At 36.2% G+C, this 22,002-nt stretch carries 24 protein-coding genes and 1 riboswitch; of the genes, 2 read left to right on the top strand and 22 right to left on the bottom strand.

The features are described from left to right. Positions 1–67: 67 nt before the first annotated feature. From LD272_RS11860 to LD272_RS11835, 6 genes are all read right to left on the bottom strand, one after another. Positions 68–550 carry a lipoprotein gene (locus LD272_RS11860; protein WP_226036818.1) on the bottom strand — a complete coding sequence of 161 codons (483 nt, stop codon included), beginning with the start codon at positions 548–550 and terminating at the stop codon, positions 68–70. Between the two features lie 270 nt (positions 551–820). Continuing rightward, the gene (locus LD272_RS11855) at positions 821–1,852 is read right to left on the bottom strand and encodes a 3-deoxy-7-phosphoheptulonate synthase (protein WP_226036817.1); all 1,032 of its coding nucleotides are present in this window, start codon (positions 1,850–1,852) and stop codon (positions 821–823) included. A 222-nt stretch (positions 1,853–2,074) separates the two neighbouring features. Beyond that, positions 2,075–2,266 carry a hypothetical protein gene (locus tag LD272_RS11850; RefSeq protein ID WP_226036816.1) on the bottom strand — a complete coding sequence of 64 codons (192 nt, stop codon included), beginning with the start codon at positions 2,264–2,266 and terminating at the stop codon, positions 2,075–2,077. 201 nt (positions 2,267–2,467) lie between these two features. Next, the gene (locus tag LD272_RS11845) at positions 2,468–2,752 is read right to left on the bottom strand and encodes a hypothetical protein (protein WP_226036815.1); all 285 of its coding nucleotides are present in this window, start codon (positions 2,750–2,752) and stop codon (positions 2,468–2,470) included. 326 nt (positions 2,753–3,078) lie between these two features. Next, positions 3,079–3,648: a dihydrofolate reductase family protein gene (locus LD272_RS11840; RefSeq protein ID WP_226036814.1), complete on the bottom strand. Its 570-nt coding sequence runs from the start codon at positions 3,646–3,648 to the stop codon at positions 3,079–3,081. Between the two features lie 312 nt (positions 3,649–3,960). Then, a complete protein-coding gene (locus LD272_RS11835) occupies positions 3,961–4,500 on the bottom strand; it encodes a GNAT family N-acetyltransferase (protein WP_226036813.1) in 540 nt (179 codons plus the stop codon). Between the two features lie 210 nt (positions 4,501–4,710). Between LD272_RS11835 and LD272_RS11830 the strand changes: the two genes are divergently transcribed. After that, positions 4,711–5,268: a hypothetical protein gene (locus LD272_RS11830; protein WP_226036812.1), complete on the top strand. Its 558-nt coding sequence runs from the start codon at positions 4,711–4,713 to the stop codon at positions 5,266–5,268. A 234-nt stretch (positions 5,269–5,502) separates the two neighbouring features. Here LD272_RS11830 and deoC read toward each other — a convergent pair whose 3' ends face one another. The 15 genes from deoC to arsA all read right to left on the bottom strand — a co-directional run bounded on the left by deoC (position 5,503) and on the right by arsA (position 18,103). Further along, positions 5,503–6,174: a deoxyribose-phosphate aldolase gene (deoC, locus tag LD272_RS11825; protein ID WP_226036811.1), complete on the bottom strand. Its 672-nt coding sequence runs from the start codon at positions 6,172–6,174 to the stop codon at positions 5,503–5,505. A 29-nt stretch (positions 6,175–6,203) separates the two neighbouring features. Next, on the bottom strand, positions 6,204–6,605 hold the full coding sequence (locus tag LD272_RS11820; protein ID WP_226036894.1) for a cytidine deaminase: 402 nt from the start codon (positions 6,603–6,605) through the stop codon (positions 6,204–6,206). Between the two features lie 33 nt (positions 6,606–6,638). Continuing rightward, entirely contained in the window at positions 6,639–7,463 is an 825-nt protein-coding gene (locus tag LD272_RS11815; RefSeq protein WP_226036810.1) for a purine-nucleoside phosphorylase, read from the bottom strand. Positions 7,464–7,773: 310 nt separating this feature from the next. Then, on the bottom strand, positions 7,774–8,961 hold the full coding sequence (gene deoB / locus LD272_RS11810) for a phosphopentomutase (protein ID WP_226036809.1): 1,188 nt from the start codon (positions 8,959–8,961) through the stop codon (positions 7,774–7,776). 36 nt (positions 8,962–8,997) lie between these two features. Next, positions 8,998–9,171, bottom strand: a complete 174-nt coding sequence (locus tag LD272_RS11805; protein ID WP_226036808.1) for a DUF1427 family protein — start codon at positions 9,169–9,171, stop codon at positions 8,998–9,000. Between the two features lie 120 nt (positions 9,172–9,291). Next, positions 9,292–10,596, bottom strand: a complete 1,305-nt coding sequence (locus LD272_RS11800) for a pyrimidine-nucleoside phosphorylase (protein ID WP_226036807.1) — start codon at positions 10,594–10,596, stop codon at positions 9,292–9,294. Between the two features lie 114 nt (positions 10,597–10,710). Then, positions 10,711–11,925, bottom strand: coding sequence for a NupC/NupG family nucleoside CNT transporter (locus tag LD272_RS11795; protein WP_226036806.1), 1,215 nt, complete (start codon positions 11,923–11,925; stop codon positions 10,711–10,713). Between the two features lie 332 nt (positions 11,926–12,257). Next, a complete protein-coding gene (locus LD272_RS11790; protein ID WP_226036805.1) occupies positions 12,258–12,983 on the bottom strand; it encodes a GntR family transcriptional regulator in 726 nt (241 codons plus the stop codon). A gap of 471 nt (positions 12,984–13,454) precedes the next feature. Further along, positions 13,455–13,592 carry a hypothetical protein gene (locus tag LD272_RS11785; protein ID WP_226036804.1) on the bottom strand — a complete coding sequence of 46 codons (138 nt, stop codon included), beginning with the start codon at positions 13,590–13,592 and terminating at the stop codon, positions 13,455–13,457. Between the two features lie 87 nt (positions 13,593–13,679). After that, a complete protein-coding gene (locus LD272_RS11780; protein WP_226036803.1) occupies positions 13,680–13,847 on the bottom strand; it encodes an iron-sulfur cluster assembly accessory protein in 168 nt (55 codons plus the stop codon). A 159-nt stretch (positions 13,848–14,006) separates the two neighbouring features. Next, positions 14,007–14,363 carry an arsenite efflux transporter metallochaperone ArsD gene (gene arsD / locus LD272_RS11775; protein ID WP_226036802.1) on the bottom strand — a complete coding sequence of 119 codons (357 nt, stop codon included), beginning with the start codon at positions 14,361–14,363 and terminating at the stop codon, positions 14,007–14,009. A 34-nt stretch (positions 14,364–14,397) separates the two neighbouring features. Then, positions 14,398–14,817, bottom strand: coding sequence for an arsenate reductase (thioredoxin) (arsC, locus tag LD272_RS11770; protein ID WP_226036801.1), 420 nt, complete (start codon positions 14,815–14,817; stop codon positions 14,398–14,400). A gap of 37 nt (positions 14,818–14,854) precedes the next feature. Then, positions 14,855–15,928 (bottom strand): ACR3 family arsenite efflux transporter, encoded by a 1,074-nt coding sequence (gene arsB, locus LD272_RS11765; protein WP_226036800.1) that lies wholly within the window; start codon positions 15,926–15,928, stop codon positions 14,855–14,857. A 33-nt stretch (positions 15,929–15,961) separates the two neighbouring features. After that, positions 15,962–16,309 (bottom strand): ArsR/SmtB family transcription factor, encoded by a 348-nt coding sequence (locus LD272_RS11760; protein ID WP_226036799.1) that lies wholly within the window; start codon positions 16,307–16,309, stop codon positions 15,962–15,964. A gap of 33 nt (positions 16,310–16,342) precedes the next feature. Next, on the bottom strand, positions 16,343–18,103 hold the full coding sequence (arsA, locus tag LD272_RS11755) for an arsenical pump-driving ATPase (RefSeq protein WP_226036798.1): 1,761 nt from the start codon (positions 18,101–18,103) through the stop codon (positions 16,343–16,345). Between the two features lie 319 nt (positions 18,104–18,422). Between arsA and LD272_RS11750 the strand changes: the two genes are divergently transcribed. Then, a complete protein-coding gene (locus LD272_RS11750; RefSeq protein WP_226036797.1) occupies positions 18,423–20,081 on the top strand; it encodes an FAD-binding dehydrogenase in 1,659 nt (552 codons plus the stop codon). An 88-nt stretch (positions 20,082–20,169) separates the two neighbouring features. Here LD272_RS11750 and LD272_RS11745 read toward each other — a convergent pair whose 3' ends face one another. After that, complete coding sequence (locus LD272_RS11745; protein ID WP_226036796.1) at positions 20,170–21,219, bottom strand: ATP-binding protein; 1,050 nt, start codon at positions 21,217–21,219, stop codon at positions 20,170–20,172. A 100-nt stretch (positions 21,220–21,319) separates the two neighbouring features. Then, positions 21,320–21,402: riboswitch (cyclic di-GMP riboswitch) on the bottom strand. Positions 21,403–22,002: the final 600 nt, after the last annotated feature.

Raw genomic sequence — 22,002 nt, 5'->3', positions numbered from 1 at the left:
TTGTTCAGCTATTGCACCCGTTTGTTTAAGTGAAATTTTCCACAATGATTTCTAGTGTAATTATAAACTAATCATTTGTTCTCAAAGTGGAAAGTGTGTTCCATTCTACAACTTTTTCATATTCCTCTCCATTTGTTTCGTAAATGAATTTCAAGTTTTTTGCACTATCGTCCTTCACACTAGCCAAACTTGTCTCCATTATCAAAGTCTGTTCTTCAGTAAGTTTATAACCGTTTACTTTTTCTTTATCGCCTATATCCTCTCTTACATAAACACCTGTTTTCTTAAATGAGTCCCCTATATAAAAAGTAGCGCTTATCCCTTTTTCAGCGGATAAATTCTCTCCTTGACTATTCACTATATGAATGGACTTTAACGTAGTTCCATCTTCACCTTCCCATTCAAAAGGTGTTACTACAAAATACTTCGTGTTGTTTTCAAATGCACTCAAAGATATATTTCCTAAATTGAATTCTGCATTATCTCTCACCTCGTTTTGACACCCTGCTAATAACGGTATAATTAGTAAAATAAATAAATATTTCTTCATCATAAAGCCTCCTAATTTCAAAAAATCTCTTTCACTAACCTGCTGCGTTAATTTAAGTACAACTGTTCACATACCAAGTTTAACATAATATTCCAATTATTCTTTAAATACAAAAATAGGATCACCGAAATCGATGATCCCTTTTTAAACTATTCACCCGTTAATAAAAAATTTAACCTCGTTTTTCAAATTACTTACTTCTTCCCAGGTGTTCATCTGCGTAATTATTTTTTCCCCTTTGATTTTGTGGAATTTATATGAAATAATCAGTTATTTAGCTTCTGTTTTATAAATTTCATAAATAAGTTCTTTTGTCCTTTCCCATCCAAGACAAGGATCTGTAATTGATTTACCAAATACTATTGGTTCGTCTTGCCGCCCTTCTTCAAGGTAAGATTCAATCATAAATCCGCGAACATATTTCTTGATTTTTTCATTCCATTCACGATTAATCAAAATTTGACGAACGATACGAATTTGTTCTAAATATTGTTTACCAGAATTATTATGATTAGTATCAATCAAGATAAATGGATTTTTAAGATTCATTTTTTCGTAAATTTTGATAGCGTCTAGTAAATTTTCTGTATGGTAATTTGGTATATTTTTTCCATACTCATTAACCCCTCCACGTAGAATTGCATGAGCAAGGGGATTACCTTCCGTTTCTACTTCAGCGTAATTAAACAGAAAATTTTGAGCATGTTGAGCAGCATAAATACCATTAAACATTACGTTCAAATTTCCTGAGGTGGGATTTTTCATGCCTGTTGGGACATCAATACCACTTGCAACAAATCGATGTTGTTGATTCTCTACACTTCGCGCCCCAATTGCATGATAGCTTACAAGATCATCAATCAAAGAAAGATTTTCGGGATATAGCATTTCATCTGCTGTTGTCAAACCAGTCTCTGTAATCACTTTATAATGTAATTCACGAACAGCTTTGATACCGTTAATCAAGCTAGGATTACCTTTTGAATTTGGCTGATGGATTAAGCCTTTATATCCATCACCATTGGTACGTGGTTTTGCCGTATATACCCTCATGACAATAAAAATCTTATCCTTAACTTCCTCTTGTAATTTTGCTAAGCGACGAGCATATTCAAGAACAGCTTCTTCATTATCAGATGAACAAGGACCGATTACCAAGAACAAGCGATCATCTTCACCTTTAATAATCGCATTAAGTTCATTATCACGTTCTTCTTTGTGCTTTAACGTTTGTCCTGATAATTTGCCAAGCTCTTTCATTTCATTAATACTAATTTTAGGGCTTATTTCTCTAAATGTCATAATGTTAATACTCCTTTTGATTTACGCCTCAACAAGTTTATTCTATATTTAATTTGATTATACACTTGACAAAATACTTTACGAACAATGTACTGAATTTATTTTATCATATAATTCTAATAATTTTTAAAATTATTTAAAAGAAGTAGACCACCAATAAAACATGACGATCCACTTGTTCTGCAAAGCACCCGTTTGTTTAAAAGTATAACATTATTCACTTCATTTACTCTGATTAATAACCTTAATTAATTCAGCAATTTTTTCATTTCTTTCTTGATCTGATTTTGTTTTAGCATTCAAGAACTTAATTACTTTAATCACAAAATAAACTCCAAAGACAATTAGCGCTATATACAAAATAATAGGTAAAAAAGTTAAAAGAACAAAAATTCCATCGCCACCGTTCATCATTTAAGCATCTCCTTTTGTAGTAATCCCCTTTTTTTTTATTCGAAATATACGTATTGTTAGTTATTAAGTTTCATTTCTTAGTGCATTAACCTGCTGCTTCAATAAGAAAATCAACATCCCTTGTTGAAGTACTGCACCCGTTAGATATAGATAAAGACTTACACAATTTTCGCATATTAAATAAATGGCGTGGCGTGACATCTATTTCTTACCTTTTCGTTCTAAAAGTATAGGTGCTATATTTAGTAAGATAGAAACAATTGTCAAAAACCAGAATGCCCTTGCCATACCAGGTATTACATCCGATAAAGCCGCCCAATCTTCAACTTTTACCCACCGAGTTAGATAACTGTAATCTGCACAAATTGTTAATGCTGTAAATGATAATGCCAACGCCATAGCAAGCTTATAATCCTTTCCTACTGCATACAAAGAAAGATTTATAACAGTTAATACTATTGCAATAACCCCTAATATTGCCCACATAACTATCCCTCCATTTATATTTATTTATGTCGTGTAATAATACTAAAGTGCATCATCTCAATTTTTTGCATTTTTTTTATTAAACATTAATACGTTAAATCTTATTTTATAGTAAATGTTCCTTCTTTTGTGATTTCTTATTGAACAAACCTGCTGCATTAGTGGAATAAGGTGTCATTCATTTTATTAAAGTAAAGCACCAGTTATTTTAAGTGAAAATACTCACAATAAATTTCTTGTAAAGTCTAATTCCTTAATGTGTAGGGCATATTACAAAGACGCTTTCCTATTCAAGAAAAACGCCGATTGTTGAGGTGTTAATATTATTACTCTTGATTCAAATGGTAGGTTAGCTGAACAACACCAGAGGAGAAACTTCTTGTATTAATCAATTTCAGATTCAACCTCTGTTTTATATCAATAAACAACGGTCTACCTTCTCCCAAAACTACAGGATGAACAGATAATCTAAATTCATCAACTAGTCCTAAATCGATAAAATTTGTGATGAGGCTTGCCCCACCGTATAACCAGATGTCTTTACCAGGCTTATTCTTTAATTTATTTACTTCCTCGGAAATATTTTTATTTACAAATATTTCTTTATTGTCAGACCCTTTTTGCGTTCTGGAAAACACATATTTCTCCTTACTGTGAACCAATCCCCACATTTCTTTTTCATCATCAGTATCTTCAATCGTGGGAGTATATTGTCCCCATAGATCGTAACTTTTTCTTCCATACAAAATTGTATCAATCTGATTTAGAAAATTATTAAATTCCATTTCAGGGTCCATTATGCACCAATCAACTTCACCATTCTCTCCTTCAATAAATCCATCTAAAGTAACTGCTAAATCTAAAATTATTTTTCTTGACTTTCCTTCATTAGACATTTTATTTCCTCCTTAGTTGTTCGTCATATCCTTGTTAAAACATTTAAATGGTTCGTTTTTTGTCATTATTTACGATAAATACGAAAAATTAAGATTCTATATATAATAGCCCGATTGCTGAACAAAGATCAATCAAGACACTTGCACTAAACTGCGTCGTTAATTTAAGTACAACTGTTCACATACTAAGTTTAACATAATATTCCAATTATTCTTTAAATAGAAAAATAGGATCACCGAAATCGATGATCCCTTTTTAAACTATTGCACCATATAGTTGAACAGCAATTCTTTATTCAAGGAAAGCATCCGTTACTTAAAGAAATCTTTTTTAAGAATACTCATTCTTAAACGGTCAACAAACTCTCCGTTTCTTAGTCGGTCTTGTCTTAAAATTCCCTCTTCTATATAGCCTGCTCGTTGGTAAGATTTGATGGCTTTTTCATTATCCACTTCAACTCTTAGCCAAATTTTATTTAGTTCTAATTCATTAAATCCCCATAAAAGCATTTCTTTCATTGCTGCGAGTCCAAAACCTTTGCCCCAATAGTTTTTATCGCCAATCGCAATACCTAATTCAGCGTGTTTATTCAATTTATCTATGTTCTTTAAATCAACCCAGCCAATGTGTTTTCCCTCTTCTGTTAGGATGGCTTTTTGTTCATATCCGTTTGTCTTGTTCATACACATTTCAATCCAATTTCGAGTTTCTTCTCTGCTAAAAGGTGGATATTTCTTTGGCATATTTAAGTGTTCCGTTAATTCTTTATCTAAACACCATTGATAACGGTCTTCCACGTCTTCAAGAATTAACTCTCTTAATTGAACTATCGGTAATTTGTTTGTTTTCATCTCTCTATCTCCCGAGAATTTATTTCTAATTACTTTAATTCACTTTCAAACATTAAGCAATATCTTTTAACTCTTCTGCTTTGTTAATTGAAGAACAATATAATAAAAAATTATCATAAAATTTAGTTACTTTTTCCCAAAATTCTAGATGCCAATTTGAAACATATGCGAAGTAAAGTTCGTCTTATAATTTAAGGGAGGACAACTAATATGAAGTTATTTCACTTTGGGAGTTTAATCGTCGTTTTATTATTGTCATTAATAGGGTGTCAGCAAAATTTGGTAATACCAAATGACCTTAATTCAAAAAAAGATATAGAAGGTTTTGCTGAACCTGAACCGTCAGATTGGGTGAAATATACAAAGCCTGTAAGAGAGTATATGTATCATAGAACTCAAGCAGTAATAAATAATAATATAAACATTCTCTGGGAAAGGTACCCAGAATTAAAAGAGAATATTGACCACGAAGAAGGAGTTAATGTAGAAAAAAATGAGGTTGAATCCTTAAATCAAGGATTTGACTTGGTCGATGCCAATTACACTATTGAAAGTTATGAACGAATTAAAGTGAGCGCAATAAATGATAATGAAGTAACAGTTCTGGTTCACGGAAGCATTGTTTACTTGAGAGATGACTTCGATGAATCTGGTGGGGAATATTTAATGAAGGTCTTTTTAAAACAGAACGATAATCAATGGACCGTGGTAAAAACTGATGAATACACTTTACCTGAATACAAAGAATGGTTACAAGAAAGTCAATAATACCCTATTAAACAAACGGGTTGCTTAAACACAACAAGAGGAACGTCAGATCATATCTTATTCCACTAACCTGTCCAACCTTGATATAGCAATAAGAAAACACACGAGATTTCCCTTGTGAAAATCCGTGTGTTTTATGATGTGTTTTTACTATTTGCACCTCTTTAAGTGAATCCGTTAACAAAGAGGTGCTCTGGTTATTTTCAGTCTAGTAATACTGTTTAAAACACCTTATTAATAATCGCTATTACTAATCTCATCTTTTACAATTGCAACACTTGCACTTGCCCCTATTCTAGTTGCTCCTGCATCGATCATTTTTAATGTTGTTTCTCTATCACGAACTCCGCCTGATGCTTTAACACCGATTTTCGGACCAACAGTTTCTCGCATTAGCTTGATATCCTCTACTGTAGCACCACCCGTAGAAAATCCAGTTGATGTCTTTACATAATCAGTCCCTGCTTTTACAGCAAGCTGGCACGCTATAACCTTTTCCTCATCAGTCAGCAAGCTTGTTTCAATAATAACCTTCACTAAGGCTTTTGATTTTGCCATCTCTACGACTGCTCGAATATCTTTCTCTACAGCTTGGTAATCACCGTCTTTAAGCTTGCCAACGTTAATTACCATGTCAACTTCTGTTGCACCATTTTCAATTGCATCTTTTGTTTCTAATGCTTTTACTTCAGAGGATGATGCTCCGAGTGGAAAACCTATCACGGTACAAACCTCCACATTAGAACCCTTAAGTAATGTTGCCGCTTCTTCAACCCTAGATGGGTTAATACAAACAGAATAAAATCCGTTCTCTTTGGCTTCTTCACATAAAGTAATGATTTGTTCCTTTGTCGTATCTGCTTTCAAAGCGGTATGATCAATAGTCTTTGCAATATCTATACTCATTTCAATCAACCTTTCTACTTTTTAGAATTTCAACTATTTTCTAAATCATTTGGAGCAAACGCTCCTGGTAATAGATCTGCAACAGTCGTCTCTTGAATGTCTTTTTGTAAATTAGTCAAAACTACTTTCATATCTGGTGGACACAATTCCGATATTACTTGTCGGCACGCTCCACATGGAGATACCGGTCGATCAGTATCCGCAACCACTACGAGTAGATCAAACGATTTATCTCCTTCTGAAAAGGCTTTAAATAACGCTGTTCGTTCTGCACAATTGCACATCGAGTAAGCTGCATTTTCAATATTACACCCGTGATAAATTTTCCCGTCTGTCGTACGTAAAGCTGCTCCCACTTTGAACTTTGAATAAGGAACATATGCCCGTTCTCTTGCCTTTAGAGCTTCATCAATCATTTGTTCGTTCTTCATCATTTGCTCAACTCCTAATGAAATGGTAGTTAACTACTTATCAGTCATGCTAGCAATCATTTCTTTTACGAAACTTAGAAACTGTTCTCTTACTCTTTCCGTTGTTTCTATTACTTCATTATGTGAGAGTGGTTGATCTAAAATACCTGCTGCCATGTTTGAAATGCACGATATTCCGACAACTTCCATACCCGCGTGACGAGCAACTATTACTTCCGGCACAGTAGACATCCCTACTGCATCTCCACCCAGCTGCCCAATCATTCGAACTTCTGCTGGTGTTTCATAACTCGGTCCGCTATTCCATACATAAACGCCTTCTTTAAGAGTCATCGTTAGCTTCTTAGCAACATCTCGCGCTAATTGTTGAAGTGGTGCTGAATATGCTGTTGACATATCTGGGAACCTGACACCTAACTCTTGATTATTTGGTCCTATTAATGGATTCGCACCTGTTTGGTTAATGTGATCGGTAATTAACATGAGGTCTCCAGGTTCAAGTGAATGATTTACTGCTCCTGCCGCATTTGTTACTACAACTGTCTCTATTCCTAATTCCTTCATTACTCGAACAGGAAAAGTAACTTGTTCAAGACCATAACCTTCATAGAAATGAAAGCGCCCCTGCATCGCAAGTACTGTTGCCCCTTTTAATTCGCCAATCACCAATTGACCCTCGTGTCCTTCAACTGTGGACTCAGGAAAACCAGGAATTTCTGCGTACTTAATCTTGATTGGGTTGGCAATTTCATCAGCAAGTTTTCCTAATCCTGACCCTAAAATTAAACCTAATTTAGGTTGCTCGGTTAACTTTTCAGATATAAATTGGGTAGCCTTATTTATCGCTTCAATATTCATATAATCATTCTCCTAATCTATTATATTACTTGGCTCTTTGGTAAGAATTGTTGCTTTTTAAACTTCGCAGTTGATAGAAAATACGACAACATATATCGTATTCATATCGTTTTGGGAAAAATGACGTTTTTTACTGGCGATCCGTGAGCCTCCTCAGGTAGATTCGCCTGAAAAAGGTGTGAATTCGCCCTTAATAGTAAACTATTCGCCCCAACTATACATTTATTCGCCTCAAAAGAAAGAGTAAAGATTCGCCCCAAACAACCACTTATTCGCCTTTATAGCAGCCGACAGGCCTCTTTGGAGGCGCCTACCTACGGTTAACTAGTTTCAAAAAGCTTTCTCCATGTTTAGGTTTTTCAATAGTAAAGTTTTCAGCAATTGTTGCTCCAATATCGGCAAACGTTTCTCTAATTGGCATAGCATTTCCAGATGTTATCGACTTGTGATGTACCAACAATGGTACATATTCTCTCGTATGATCAGTACCATGGTGGACAGGATCATTGCCGTGATCGGCTGTGATGATAAGTAAATCATCATCGTTTAGCTTGTTAAGTATTTCAGGTAATCTTGCATCAAACTCTTCTAACGCATCTCCATACCCTTCTGGATCACGTCTATGTCCATAAATAGCATCAAAATCAACTAAGTTTAAAAAGCTTAAACCTGTAAAATCCATATCGATTGTTTCAACTATTTTATCAACACCATCCATATTAGATACTGTTCGTAGAGAGTTTGTCACACCTTCATTGTCATAAATATCAGCAATTTTTCCAATTGATATTACATCGTAATTAGCGTCCTTTAATTGATTCATCACCGTGCGATCAAAAGGTTTTAGCGCGTAATCATGTCGATTAGGTGTACGTTTAAAGTCTCCAGGTTTGCCTACAAAAGGACGAGCAATCACGCGACCGACCATATATTCTGGAGCCTTTGTTAATTTACGAGCTATCTCACAGATTTCATATAATTCTTCTATTGGAATAATTTCTTCATGTGCTGCAATTTGCAAGACAGAATCAGCTGATGTATAGACAATTAATTCGCCAGTTTCCATGTGTATTTCGCCAAGTTCGTCTAATATCCCAGTTCCAGAAGCTGGCTTGTTGCCAATCACTTTTCTACCTGTTTTTGTTTGTAGTTCATTAATTAATTCATCTGGAAACCCATTTGGAAATGTCCGAAAAGGAGTATCAATATGTAGACCCATGATTTCCCAGTGACCTGTCATTGTATCTTTACCTGCAGAAGCTTCCTGCATTTTTGTATAATGAGCCAGTGGTTGTTCAGCTTTTTTAATTCCTTCAATCTCCCTAATATTACTTAAACCTAGTTTAGCAATATTAGGCATGTTTAATCCTTTTTTATGGGCTGCGATATGTCCTAATGTATCTGCACCTTTATCATTATAGGTCCAAGCATCAGGAGATTCACCAATCCCAACTGAATCTAGTACAATTAAAAAGACACGTTTAAAATGTGAATTCATATCCTTTTCTCCTCCTTGAATTAATTATTGTTCCATTTAAGATTGAAAAAATGTTTTGGAAATCCAGTCAAATAGTACACCACCACTATAGACTCCGACAATTCCTAATACACCTGCAAGTACTGGTGGGGCAGGGAGCGGCAAACGTAATAATTTGAAAACAACTCCGATAACTAAACCTGCTACTAAACTTAAAATTAATTCCTTCATGATAATCTCCTCATATGAAAAAGTTTACTGTTAAAAACCAAATATCGTTAGACGTCCAACCTCTTATCGGCTAAAACAGGGCCCATTTGATTGGACCCTTTTACTTTTAAGTTGAACAACTTACTCTTGAATTATATCATATACTAATGGATTTGTTTCAACAACTTTTTGTCTAATTTTATACGATTGATAGATTTTTTCAATAACATCTGACACTGATTCATAATTACTATGAATGGTTACGAGTGACTCACCTTTAGTGACTTTGTCTCCAACCTTTTTATTAAGAATTAGCCCTACTGCTAAATCAATCTCAGAATCTTTTGTTGTACGACCCGCACCTAATATACTTGCAGCAATTCCAATTTCATTTGCTACAATTTCAGAAATGTAACCATCCTCTTTTGCTTCCACTTCTATTGTATAAGAAGCAGTTGGTAGCTCACTTGGATTGTCTACTACAGATGCATCTCCACCTTGTGAAGCAATAAATGTTTTAAATTTCTCAATTGCAGCTCCCGACTTAATTGCAGCTTCTAATTGTTCCCTTGCTTCTTCTATTGTTTGGGCTTTTCCTGCTAGATAAACCATTTGACTTCCTAGAGTTAAACACAGCTCATGAAGATCTGCAGGTCCTTCTCCTCTTAATGTATCAATAGCCTCTTTTACTTCTAACGCATTTCCAATCGCGAAGCCTAACGGCTGATTCATGTCCGAAATAACTGCTATTGTATTACGCCCAGCGCCATTCCCGATTTGAACCATCGCTTGCGCTAGTTCTCTTGCTCCTTCGATATCTTCCATAAAAGCACCAGAGCCCATTTTGACATCAAGTACAATTGCATCAGCACCAGAAGCGATTTTCTTACTCATAATCGAACTTGCAATTAATGGAATTGAATTCACAGTTGCTGTTACATCACGCAAGCCATATAACTTTTTATCTGCTGGTGTTAAATTACCACTCTGACCAACAACCGCTATTTTGTTTTTGTTTACTAACGTACTAAACGTATTACCGTCAAGCTCGACTTCAAAGCCTTTAATTGATTCCAGTTTATCAATTGTTCCTCCTGTATGGCCTAATCCACGTCCGGACATTTTAGCTACCGGAACGCCAACTGAAGCTACAAGTGGTGCTAAAATCAGTGTTGTTGTGTCGCCGACTCCACCAGTACTATGCTTATCCACTTTAATACCTTCAATAGCTGATAAATCAATCTGATCACCTGATTCAACCATTGCCATCGTTAAATGAACTCTCTCATTAGTTGTCATATCTTTAAAATAGATTGCCATTGCTAAGGCTGACATTTGGTAATCCGGAATAGTTCCATTTGTATAACCTTCAATAACAAAGTTAATTTCTTGTTTCGTTAATTCTTCGCCATTTCGTTTTTTACTAATTACATCAACCATTCTCATAATTTATCATCCATTCTTTAAGATATTTATATTGGCATTTGCTATTTGTCTGTACACCAAGCATTATCTAGACCAATAGTATTTTCTACTAAACTTATGCACCAGTTGAAACTATTAGAAAAACATACCTGCTATTGATGCACTAAGTAATGAAGCTAACATTCCGCCTGCAACAGCACGAAGTCCGAGTCTAGCAATATCACTTCGACGTTCTGGAGCAAGTCCACCAAGACCGCCAAGTAAAATTGCCATTGAACTAAGGTTAGCGAATCCACATAATGCAAAACTAACAACTAACACTGTTTTCTCTGATAGTTCTGCAATCATTGGAGCAAAAGCTGCATAAGCTACAAATTCATTAAGTACCAACTTCTGACCAATGAAGCTTCCAGCGGTAACAGCTTCTGACCATGGTACACCAATTGCAAAGGCAAGCGGAGAAAAGATATAACCTAAAATGCCTTGAATAGTTAAGTCATTAAAACCAAATATGCCGCCAATTCCACCTAAAATACCATTAAGTAAAGCAATAAGAGCAATAAACGCTAACAACATAGCTCCCACATTTAAGGCTAACTTCAAACCATCAGAAGCACCTTGAGCTGCAGCATCAATCACATTCGTAGTTTCTGTATCTTTTTCTAACTTTATTTCATCTGAGGTTTCTGATTGTTCGGTTTCTGGCATCATTATTTTTGCCATAACTAACCCTGCTGGAGCAGCCATGAAGCTAGCTGCCAATAGATACTCAAGTGGTACCCCTAACAATGAATAACCGATAAGCACCGAACCTGCTACAGAAGCAAGTCCACCTGTCATAACAGCAAACAATTCAGAATTTGTCATTTTTCCAAGGAATGGACGAACAACTAGCGGCGCTTCTGTCTGACCTACAAATATGTTCGCTGCCGCTGATAAAGATTCCGACTTACTTGTACCTAATAACTTAGAAAGCGCACCACCAAGTATTTTAATAAACCATTGCATAATACCAAGATAATATAGTACTGAAATTAATGCTGAAAAGAATATGATTACTGGTAATATGTGAAAAGCAAAGATTGTTCCAAACTCATCACTATTTGCAAGGGATCCAAATAAAAAGCCAATCCCTTCATTTGCATAATCAATTATATTTTGCACTCGTAGTGTGAACCACTGTAAGGCAGAACGCCCCGTTTCCCACTCTAAAACGATGAAAGCAAATAACAGTTGTATTGCTAATCCTCCCAAAATAGTTCTCAGTTTTATTGCTTTCTTTTTACTTGAGAACAAAAAAGCTATAGATAATACAGTTAAAATCCCAAATATTCCCCACAGTAAATTCATGTTGTGTACTCACCCTTCATCTATTTATTGGAACCGTTTGCTTTTGATTTATAAAAGTTCCTTGAAACTAATTATTAAAGTAGAATGTCCAACGAGTATATCTCGATGAATCCCCTTTCAAATCAGCTACATTAATACTATAAAGGTGAGACGTCCAACAAGTCAATATTTTTTTTTAAAAAAACAACTCCATTTATTGGTTACGGTTGCTAACTACTAATAAAATAATCTCCGCAGCATTAGTTCCATCGATTATCGCAGCATAAAAACAGAAGTTTCCGACAATATTGTGTCCAATAGTGTCGGAAACTTCAATCATTTTATTACGTCTATTAAAAAACCCGTTTTCTAAATACACTGAAACTAATCTGGTCTGATCTAAAGAAGTTAAGTGAGTACAGTACTGGTCTATCTGACAAATCATAATGAATTTGTTTAAGTACTAGTAGTGGTGTACCAGGTTCACATTCTAAAGTTTCAGAAATACCCTCATGATAACCAACCGTTTTTATTTCTGCCTTAGCATAACTAATCGTTATACCAGCTTCCTCTTGTAACGAGGCAAGCATCGATTCACCAGTTAGCTTATATCCCTTAGCAAGTAAATTTGCTGGAATTTTATCTATACAATAAACTAATGGGGAATCATTGGCAGTCCGAACCCGTTTAATTAGAAATACTTGCTCATTTTCATTTAGAAGTAATTCCTTAATATCTTCGCTATGCGGTTCGACATTGCCTGTAAATAAAAGATCCGTACCTGGTGTTTTATCTTGTCTTTCAATCATGTCTGTAATACTGAATAATTCTTCAATACCACCAGAAAAGACTGGTTTTTTATTGATAAAGGTGCCCACACCATGTTTTCTAATAATGATATTTTCTTCCTCTAAAATTCGTAACGCTTCTCTTAAAGTATTTCTTGATACATGTAATTCCTTTGAAAAATCAGTCTCTGAAGGTAAACGCTCCCCAGGTTCCAGCTCTCCATCATTAATTTTGGCTTTTATTTGATCGATGACAATAAGATAGCGTGGTGTTTGATAGTTATAAATCATAAGCCGCCCCTCCCGTATGAGATTATTTTACAATTAAAATAAAGCCCTTACAAGGTAATATTAATTAAATAGCAATTAATCTATCCATTTGAATCAAATTTTTGACGAAGCTGTCATACAAAAGGTGTTTTTATACTAGGCTTTTTTTGTAAGTAATATTGCTTTTAAATTGTCACAGTTGATGGAAAACGCGATGTAACTTAAATGATGATGAGTGGATAATACCTGCCCCAGAAATACACTCAAAAGGATCTTCATAGTGCTGATGAACGTCTCTTTTCTTCTCTTCCACTATCAAAAGGATCTTCATAACGCTGATGAACGTCTCTTTTCTTCTCTTTCACTATCAAAAGGACCTTCATAACGCTGATGAACGTCTTTTTTCTTCTCTTTCACTATCAAAAGGATCTTCATAACGCTGATGAACGTCTCTTTTCTTCTCTTTCACTATCAAAAGGACCTTCATAGTGCTTATGAACGTCTCTTTTCTTCTCTTTCACACTCAAAAGGACCTTCATAACGCTGATGAACGTCTTTTTCTTCTCTTTCAACTATCAAAAGGACCTTCATAACGCTGATGAACGTCTCTTTCTTCTCTTTCACTATCAAAATGACCTTCATACTCAGTGGGACGAGTTACCCAAAAGGCGCCTTATGTTAAAAGAAGGATTGGCCTGCCTTGGCCAATCCTTCTTTCTAACAACAATCGTCCAGTCCTTGGAGGACAAGACCTTTTTCTCCGTCTGATTCCTGGACGTTTAGTATTACCCCTTCTGTTTGATCCTTTATGTTTGGATCAATAGCAACAGAAATACCATTAATTTCTTTTACTTCATCATCTGTATGTGGCTCATCCAGAGCCAACCCTAATTTTGGACTTCCTCAGCCCATACCTGCAAAGTAAACACGCAATGTTCGTATTTCTTGATCATTCATGATATCTATTAAAAGTCCTTTAGCTTCTTCACTAATATTCATAGATTATTCACCTCTTTCACATCAATTGTACAATAATTTCTAACTCTATAATAACGATATGCCTTTCGTTTCTTTCCCTATTTTTTCCAATCCAATTTCAGCAATTCCTGTCCATTCGGATAACTCTTCACTAGTTGGATAGGCACCTACTTTTTTCACTTGTTTATTTACAAGGATAACCGGTAAAGCTTCTATCCCTTTTTCTTCTAGTAGTTGTTGCACCTTACTCTCAGCAACAAAAAATTGGGCGTCATTTGCTAGGTTGTAACGTTTAATATCGACACCCTTTTTTTCAAGTAGAAAAAAAGTCGTTGCAATTCGTGTTAATTCAGGATCGACACTAGGACCACATACACCTGTTGCACAACATAACGCTGGATCAAACACTTCAATTGTAGTCAAGTCGTAACACATCCTTTCTGAATACTATTTCTAGCTACTCCCCAGTCCTTGAGAACCTTTCAATTCGTTCTCCTATTTGATCACGAACCTGCCTAAAAACAGCCCATTTTTCCTCATCTGTCCCTTGTGCTTGTGCTGGGTCATCAAAGCCCCAGTGAACACGCTCCTTGTTTTTAGGTGTGGCTGGACACACATCATTGGCATGCCCACATAATGTCACTACTAAGTCTGCTTGTTGAAGTAGATCTTGATCAATCTTATCAGATGTTTGATTCGAAATATCAATGCCCACCTCACTCATTGCACTGACTGCTTTAGGATTAACGCCATGTGCTTCAATTCCTGCCGAGTACACTTGATAGTTATCACTTAAATGCTTTTTTCCCCATGCTTCAGCCATTTGGCTTCTGCAAGAATTACCGGTACATAGGAAATAGATAATCGGTTTTGTCATTGATATTGCTCCTTTTCATTGGTTAGTTTATAAGCTATTAGTGTTTCGTATCTTTTACTAAACTACTTTCCGGAAACCAATGCCTTGTATTGTTCGCAATTCTTACTAAGAATAACATCAGTGGAACTTCAACGAGCACACCAACAACTGTAACTAGTGTCGCACCTGAATTTAAGCCGAATAAAGCAATGGCAACAGCGACAGCTAATTCAAAAAAGTTACTCGTTCCAATCATTGCTGCAGGTGCAGCAACATTGTGTTCAATTTTCCATACTTTTGCCCATAAATAGGCGATAACAAAAATAAATAATGTCTGAATAATTAATGGTACAGCTATAAGTCCAATATGGATCGGATTATTTAAGATTACATTTCCTTGGAATGAAAAGATGGTAATTAGCGTTAGTAATAAACCGACAATAGTAAACTTACTTGCATTTTTAAGATAGACGTTTTCAAACCAGTCTAGACCCTTACGTTTTACTAATAACACCCGTGAAACGTATCCCGCTAACAATGGGATGACGATAAACAAGACTATAGATAAGAATATGGTATCAAAAGGAATGATAAAGTCATTAATTCTTAGTAAGAACATTACTATTGGAGCATAAGCAAAGATTAATATTAAATCATTTACTGATACTTGGACTAATGTGTATCCTGCATTCCCTTTTGTTAATAAACTCCATACAAAAACCATCGCTGTACAAGGTGCGGCACCTAGTAAAACTGCTCCTGCAATATATTGCGATGCCAAGTCGGTTGGAATAAACGGTTCAAAGATGATTCTAAAAAACAACCAAGCAAAAAAGAACATGGTAAATGGTTTTATTAACCAGTTAACAATTAGTGTTATCACTAAACCTTTTGGCTTTTTTCCAGCATCAACGATACTTGAGAAATCAATTTGTGCCATCATTGGATAAATCATCAACCAAATTAGAATAGCTACTGGCACAGAGACTTGTGCATATTCAAAACGGCTTAATGTGTCTGGAACTACGGGTAAGAATTGTCCAACAGCTATACCAACAATGATACAGAGTATTACCCATACAGATAAATATCTTTCAAAAAAACCGATGCCTTTCTCTTGGGTTTCGCTCATAAGTTGTACTACCTCCACATACGAATAGTCTTTCTAATTACAACAAACTCTTAATCCTTTTAGTTCAAGGCCTTTAATTTTCTCTCGTTGTTCTGGAAAATGAGTCATGATACTTTTTACTAACGGATAAACTTCAGATTCATTATTGATACGATAAAAAATCCATTGCCCTTGTCTTCTTTCTTTAACAATTTCAGCAGCCTTCAGCTTTTTCATATGTTGACTAACTGAAGGTTGACTCATTTCTAGTATTTCTACAAGTTCACATACACAGCATTCGTCGTACATTAACAACGAAACAATAGTTAGTCTTGTTTTATCCCCTAACAGCTTTAAGACCATTGACCCCTTCTCTACATCGATTGTGTTTACCGTAGTCATGGTACACCCTCCCCATTTTAAATTGAGCTTTACCTAAACAAAACTCTTTAATCGATCTATACCGATAATATCCTCGGATTCCCATGGAACAATTACTGTCTCTTTTGCCAATTCATCTGAAACTCTATCAATCCATTTCTGTTCCGATAATGCTCTTCCTTTTAGGATCGGATCAACTGTTTTAGTTGCTTGAAAGCTTTGATTAATAATCCACCAAGCAGGTTCAATGCCTGCACGACGAAGATCCTCCTGCAACCTGCTTGCTTCAAACACTGGTGTAGCTTCCGGGAGCGTAACTAGTGCAACATACGTTTGATTTGAATCACGTAACCGAGGGATTAATTTTTGGACCGTTTCAGGCATTTCTCCTCCAGTCCGTTCCACTTCCAGGTGATAAGACTGAGCCGCGTCCAACAACAAAAGTGTATGTCCAGTTGGAGCAGTGTCAATGACAACAAACTCCTCTTTTGATTGATCAACTACTTCTGCAAAAGCCCGAAACACTGCAATCTCTTCTGTACAAGGTGAATCCAAATCTTCCTTAATATAAGCAATTTCATCTTCTGATAGCTGACTATCTAATCCAGCTAAGACTTGCTTCCGGTAACTATCTACCACCTCTACTGGATTGATTTTACTTATTGTTAAGTTGTTTGTTACCTCTTCTTGATTTAATACGTGTGAAAGGTGAGCCGCGGGATCTGTCGTCGTAAGGAGTACTCGGTGCCCTCTTTCAGCTAAACCGACTGCAACAGCTGCTGCCATTGTTGTTTTCCCAACCCCACCTTTTCCCATTGTCATAAATACACCTTGTTGTTTAGTACTAAGGTTATCAATCATCTTCTTAATAGAAGGAAGATGATTGATTGCTTGTTCTTCTACTTGGTCAAATTCAACACTTTTATCTTCTTGAAAAAAATCTCTTAAGGCAGACAGTCCAGTTAGATTAAAGGGTACAAGTGGCAAAAAGTAATTCTTCATGCTTGAAAATAAAGTTGGAAGTTGGCCTAATGCCAGTTGTTGCTTTTTTTCTAACTCCATTGCCAACTGATCATCTGACTGTCGCTTAAATAGACCATTTACAATAATAGCTTGATTTTTTATACCGATTTGATCCAGTTCTGATGACGCTCTTTTCGCCTCATTAAGTGAAGATTGATCGGGTCTAGCAACTAGAATCAGCTGAGTTTCATCCGCATTTGCCAAAGCCTTCATCGTTTGTTGATAAAGATTCTTTTTCTCTTGTAAACCGGCAAGAGGTCCTAAACAAGATGCACCATGAGTACTATTATCTAAAAACTGATTCCACGCAGTTGGCAACTGCAATAAACGTAACGTATGTCCTGTCGGCGCAGTGTCGAATACAATATGGTCAAAGTCCTGTGTCGCTTCCTCATCCGCTAAAAGTTTTGTGAATTCATCAAACGCAGCAATTTCTACCGTACAAGCACCTGATAACTGCTCTTCCATACTAGTAATTGCAGCATCTGGAAGTTTTCCCCGGTAAGGACCAACCAACTTTTCCCGGTAGGCTCGTGCGGCCTCTTCAGGATCTAAATTAGCGGCATAAAGATTGGGAACTGCCTCTATCCTTGTTGGTTGATTTTGAAGTTCAACCTCAAAAACATCTTGTAGATTTGAAGCTGGGTCCGTACTGACAATTAGAACCTTCTTACCTTGATCAGCTAAGGCAACTGCTGTTGCACAAGCCGTAGATGTTTTTCCTACTCCACCTTTTCCTGTAAAAAATAAATACCTAGTCTTTGCAATGGATTCCGGACGTAAACGTTCCAAATAAATCTCCTACCTTCTTTAACCTGTCATATAAGTTATCCATATTATATAAGCAACCACTTATATAATCAACCGTTTATATGTGAAGTTTTTTTTACATTTGAATCAATTTCGGTCTATCCCAACGATAGGAGAATAACAATGGTAAAAAATTAGTATTATGAAATTGACTAATTCAAGTAAAATCTAACCCAAATCAGAAGAAACCTTTAGAACTTACTAGAAACTTGAAGGGTTTGTAGAAGGTCCTACCGAATATTTCTATATAAGAAACCAGAACAAACTAACAACTGACAGTTATTTAGGGGGGAAACTAGATATGCAATACGATGTGATTGTAGTTGGGGCTGGACTTGCCGGACTTGTTGCGACAGCAGAATTAGCTGATGCAGGAAAAAAGATTTTACTCTTAGACCAGGAGCCAGAAGCTTCTCTTGGAGGACAAGCATGGTGGTCATTTGGAGGATTGTTTCTAATTAATTCTAAAGAGCAACGTCGAATGGGGATCAAGGACTCGCGTGAGCTCGCTTGGCAGGACTGGTTAGGAACTGCTGCATTTGATCGATTGGATGATGAGGATTATTGGGGTAAAAAATGGGCAAAAGCGTATATCGAATTCGCCTCTGGTGAAAAACGTGAATGGTTACATACTCTCGGAATACGTTTCTTTCCAGTTGTAGGTTGGGCTGAACGTGGCGGTTATCTTGCCGAAGGACACGGCAATTCTGTACCAAGATTTCACATTGTCTGGGGGACAGGACCTGGTATTGTCTCACCATTTGAGCAGAAAGTCCGTCAGGCCATCAAAAAGGGTCTAGTCGATTACCGTCCACGCCACCGCGTTGACGAATTGATTACTGAAAATGGAACTGTTATTGGCGTGAAAGGAGCCAGACTTGAACCTAGTTCAGTTGCTCGTGGACAAGCAAGCTCACGTAAAATAATCGGTGATTTTGAAGACAGATCAACAGCCGTGTTGGTAACGAGTGGAGGGATTGGTGCAAACCATGAACTCATAAGAGAAAACTGGCCGGCTAGATTAGGCGAACCACCGAAAAATATGATTTCTGGGGTACCTGAACATGTTGATGGTCGAATGCTAAAAATAACCGAAAAAGCAGGTGGAAGAGTCATTAACCGAGACCGTATGTGGCACTATACCGAGGGAATCAAGAACTGGGATCCGATTTGGGCAAAGCACGGAATTCGAATTCTACCCGGCCCATCCTCGCTTTGGTTGGATGCGCGTGGTAATCGACTTCAATCACCAAACTTTCCCGGTTTTGATAATTTAGGAACACTTGCGGCCATTCAGGCAACTGGATACGACTACTCCTGGTTCATCTTAACTCAAAAAATTATTGAACGTGAATTTGCATTGTCGGGTTCTGAGCAAAATCCTGATTTGACTGAAAAAAGCATTAAAAAAGTGCTTTCTCGCCTTTTGCCAGGGCCTACCAGTCCAGTACAGGCGTTCATGGATAAGGGGGAGGACTTTGTAGTTGCAAAGACGTTAACTGAACTTGTTTCTAGCATGAATCATGTAACAGGTGAAAACCTACTTCACTTTCCAGACATCAAACGACAAGTTCTTGCCCGCGACAGAGAATTGGATAATAAATTTACAAAAGATCTTCAAATCACCGCACTACGCGGAGCGCGCAACTATTTGGGAGATAAATTAATAAGGGTAGCGAAACCACATAAATTACTTGAACGAAAAAACGGACCACTTATTGCGGTACGATTACATATCGTTAGCAGAAAAACGTTAGGTGGACTCCAAACAGACCTTGCAGGGAGAGTACTTAATGAATTCGGCCAGCCTGTGCCTGGACTATACTCAGCCGGAGAAGTTTCGGGGTTCGGTGGTGGTGGAATACATGGATACCGATCTCTAGAAGGCACTTTCCTCGGAGCTTGTCTATTTTCAGGACGTCAAGCAGGCCGTGGACTTATAAAGGACATGGGTAAATAAACATATAACGTTTTAATTAAAAAGTAGAAAGCCTACACAAAGATGATTTCTATTGCTTTATTTAGCAAATTCTCTCTAAAAAGGCAAACTAATTGGAAGGTAATTGAATACTAAATGTCGTTCCTTTACCTTCTTCACTTGTCACTGTGATCTTTCCATTATGGCTCTTTATAATTTTATGGGTAATCATTAATCCTAACCCGGTGCCCTTTTCTTTTGTAGTGAAAAATGATTGCCCTAACTTATCAAGTTTTTCAGGCGGGATTCCACAACCTGTATCCGTTATTTTGACGCTTACTACTTTTGGATATTTTTGTTCTATTGATATAGTAATTTCACCGTAATCGGCTGTGGCATCAATCGCATTTTTAATTAAATTAACAAATACTTGTTTGAGCTGAGTTTTATTCCCTAGTACATTTATATCTTTTTCGTCTGTTAGCAAATTAATCGTAATATATTTTTTATATGCTTCCGTATTTAATAAAAAAGCAACATCTTTTGCAATGTTAATAATATTTTCTTGTTTAAATTCAGAATTATCAGGTTTTGAGAAAAGCAGTAACTCATTTGCAATATTTTCAATTGATTCGATTTCCGATTGAATAATTTTAATGTAATCATTCATTTTAATTGTACCTGTTAACATTAATTGCAAGAAACCTTTAATAGAAGTTAACGGGTTTCTTATTTCATGAACAACACCAGCCGCTAGTTCACCAGTTAGGCTTAATTTTTCTGATTGAATGACAGCATTATTAGCCTCTTTAAGTTCCGTAATATCACGAAAAGTAACTTGGGTCAATGTTTTACCATCCAAATAATAAGGCGCCGTAACTACTGCTATATCAATAACTTCTCCATCAAATTTCCTAACCTTTTGTTCCATTAAATCAACAGCCCGATTATCTTCTTTTACAACTCTAAGCCTTTCTTTACTGGAACTTTTATAGTCTGGATGTAAGAATTCAAGGATATTCTCGCCTATTATCCGTTCAGATTCGGGTATTGCAAGTATTTCCATTGTCGTTTTATTTATGTATATTATTTCCTCATTATCAATTACTATAATGCCATTCATTGAATTTTCAACCAACTGATGAAAGTCTAAATTAACCCCATTAACCTCCTTAATCAACTATACCTTCCCCTCTCTAATAATGTAATTTCTCTAAATCCTTCAATAGATAGGAAAATGAATAGAAAAGCCCCACTTTTCATAAAGAAGGGCTTCGATAAATTGCAACTGGCTACCATATCTACAAGATTTAGGCCCTAAGTTTTGCGTCTTTACCTTTCGATAAATTTGCCGAATATATCTAGGAGTTTGATTATCTATATCTAATTAAACTTTACATAAAATGTAAAAAAATATCAAGTGATTGTCAAGATATTATTTGATATTTAACTTTTTATCCATATTTAGCTAACTTGACCCATTAATGATTTAAAATGAAAAAAGGTCCTTCACTTAACTCAAATCGAGTTTAGAGAAGAACCTTTTATAATATGACTAGGCACGGTTAGTCCTAAAAATGATATGTTTCGTCACTCGCATTTCTCTTTAAAATACGCAACAATTTAACGATAGAGTTCTCTCTCTGATTTCCTTGCAGAATTCACGTCTACAATATGGAATTCCTCTCACAGATGATGAAATCGTGCACCATGACCGTTAGCTTCGACTGTATAATGGTTATAGTCTCCGAAAAATGAATTCGGCAAAAAGGTTTTCCATTCGGTCCCTTCCACTTGCTCCAATTTCTGAATCCGCTCGCAACCTTTAATGATGCTAAAGGTTCAGAATGTTGTACCTTAACCATGTACCTAAAATGGCGAATGTAAAAGATAGATTCTAAAAACAAAGAGATCATCGCTCGTGAGCCTATGACAACAGCTTACTACTTTCAAAAGGTGACAT

Source organism: Aquibacillus saliphilus (genome assembly GCF_020404745.1).
In the GTDB taxonomy this organism is placed as follows: Bacteria; Bacillota; Bacilli; order Bacillales; family Amphibacillaceae; genus Aquibacillus; species Aquibacillus saliphilus.
Note: the sequence above shows the minus strand (reverse complement) of the source record. Positions and strands in the feature narration are given on the sequence as shown.

What these genes read in the sequence shown, in the direction of transcription:
- LD272_RS11860 (WP_226036818.1), bottom strand. Translation starts at nt 550, where the DNA reads ATGAAGAAATATTTATTTATTTTACTAATTATACCGTTATTAGCAGGG.
- LD272_RS11855 (WP_226036817.1), bottom strand. Translation starts at nt 1,852, where the DNA reads ATGACATTTAGAGAAATAAGCCCTAAAATTAGTATTAATGAAATGAAA.
- LD272_RS11850 (WP_226036816.1), bottom strand. Translation starts at nt 2,266, where the DNA reads ATGATGAACGGTGGCGATGGAATTTTTGTTCTTTTAACTTTTTTACCT.
- LD272_RS11845 (WP_226036815.1), bottom strand. Translation starts at nt 2,752, where the DNA reads ATGTGGGCAATATTAGGGGTTATTGCAATAGTATTAACTGTTATAAAT.
- LD272_RS11840 (WP_226036814.1), bottom strand. Translation starts at nt 3,648, where the DNA reads ATGTCTAATGAAGGAAAGTCAAGAAAAATAATTTTAGATTTAGCAGTT.
- LD272_RS11835 (WP_226036813.1), bottom strand. Translation starts at nt 4,500, where the DNA reads ATGAAAACAAACAAATTACCGATAGTTCAATTAAGAGAGTTAATTCTT.
- LD272_RS11830 (WP_226036812.1), top strand. Translation starts at nt 4,711, where the DNA reads ATGAAGTTATTTCACTTTGGGAGTTTAATCGTCGTTTTATTATTGTCA.
- deoC (WP_226036811.1), bottom strand. Translation starts at nt 6,174, where the DNA reads ATGAGTATAGATATTGCAAAGACTATTGATCATACCGCTTTGAAAGCA.
- LD272_RS11820 (WP_226036894.1), bottom strand. Translation starts at nt 6,605, where the DNA reads ATGAAGAACGAACAAATGATTGATGAAGCTCTAAAGGCAAGAGAACGG.
- LD272_RS11815 (WP_226036810.1), bottom strand. Translation starts at nt 7,463, where the DNA reads ATGAATATTGAAGCGATAAATAAGGCTACCCAATTTATATCTGAAAAG.
- deoB (WP_226036809.1), bottom strand. Translation starts at nt 8,961, where the DNA reads ATGAATTCACATTTTAAACGTGTCTTTTTAATTGTACTAGATTCAGTT.
- LD272_RS11805 (WP_226036808.1), bottom strand. Translation starts at nt 9,171, where the DNA reads ATGAAGGAATTAATTTTAAGTTTAGTAGCAGGTTTAGTTATCGGAGTT.
- LD272_RS11800 (WP_226036807.1), bottom strand. Translation starts at nt 10,596, where the DNA reads ATGAGAATGGTTGATGTAATTAGTAAAAAACGAAATGGCGAAGAATTA.
- LD272_RS11795 (WP_226036806.1), bottom strand. Translation starts at nt 11,925, where the DNA reads ATGAATTTACTGTGGGGAATATTTGGGATTTTAACTGTATTATCTATA.
- LD272_RS11790 (WP_226036805.1), bottom strand. Translation starts at nt 12,983, where the DNA reads ATGATTTATAACTATCAAACACCACGCTATCTTATTGTCATCGATCAA.
- arsC (WP_226036801.1), bottom strand. Translation starts at nt 14,817, where the DNA reads ATGACAAAACCGATTATCTATTTCCTATGTACCGGTAATTCTTGCAGA.
- arsB (WP_226036800.1), bottom strand. Translation starts at nt 15,928, where the DNA reads ATGAGCGAAACCCAAGAGAAAGGCATCGGTTTTTTTGAAAGATATTTA.
- LD272_RS11760 (WP_226036799.1), bottom strand. Translation starts at nt 16,309, where the DNA reads ATGACTACGGTAAACACAATCGATGTAGAGAAGGGGTCAATGGTCTTA.
- LD272_RS11750 (WP_226036797.1), top strand. Translation starts at nt 18,423, where the DNA reads ATGCAATACGATGTGATTGTAGTTGGGGCTGGACTTGCCGGACTTGTT.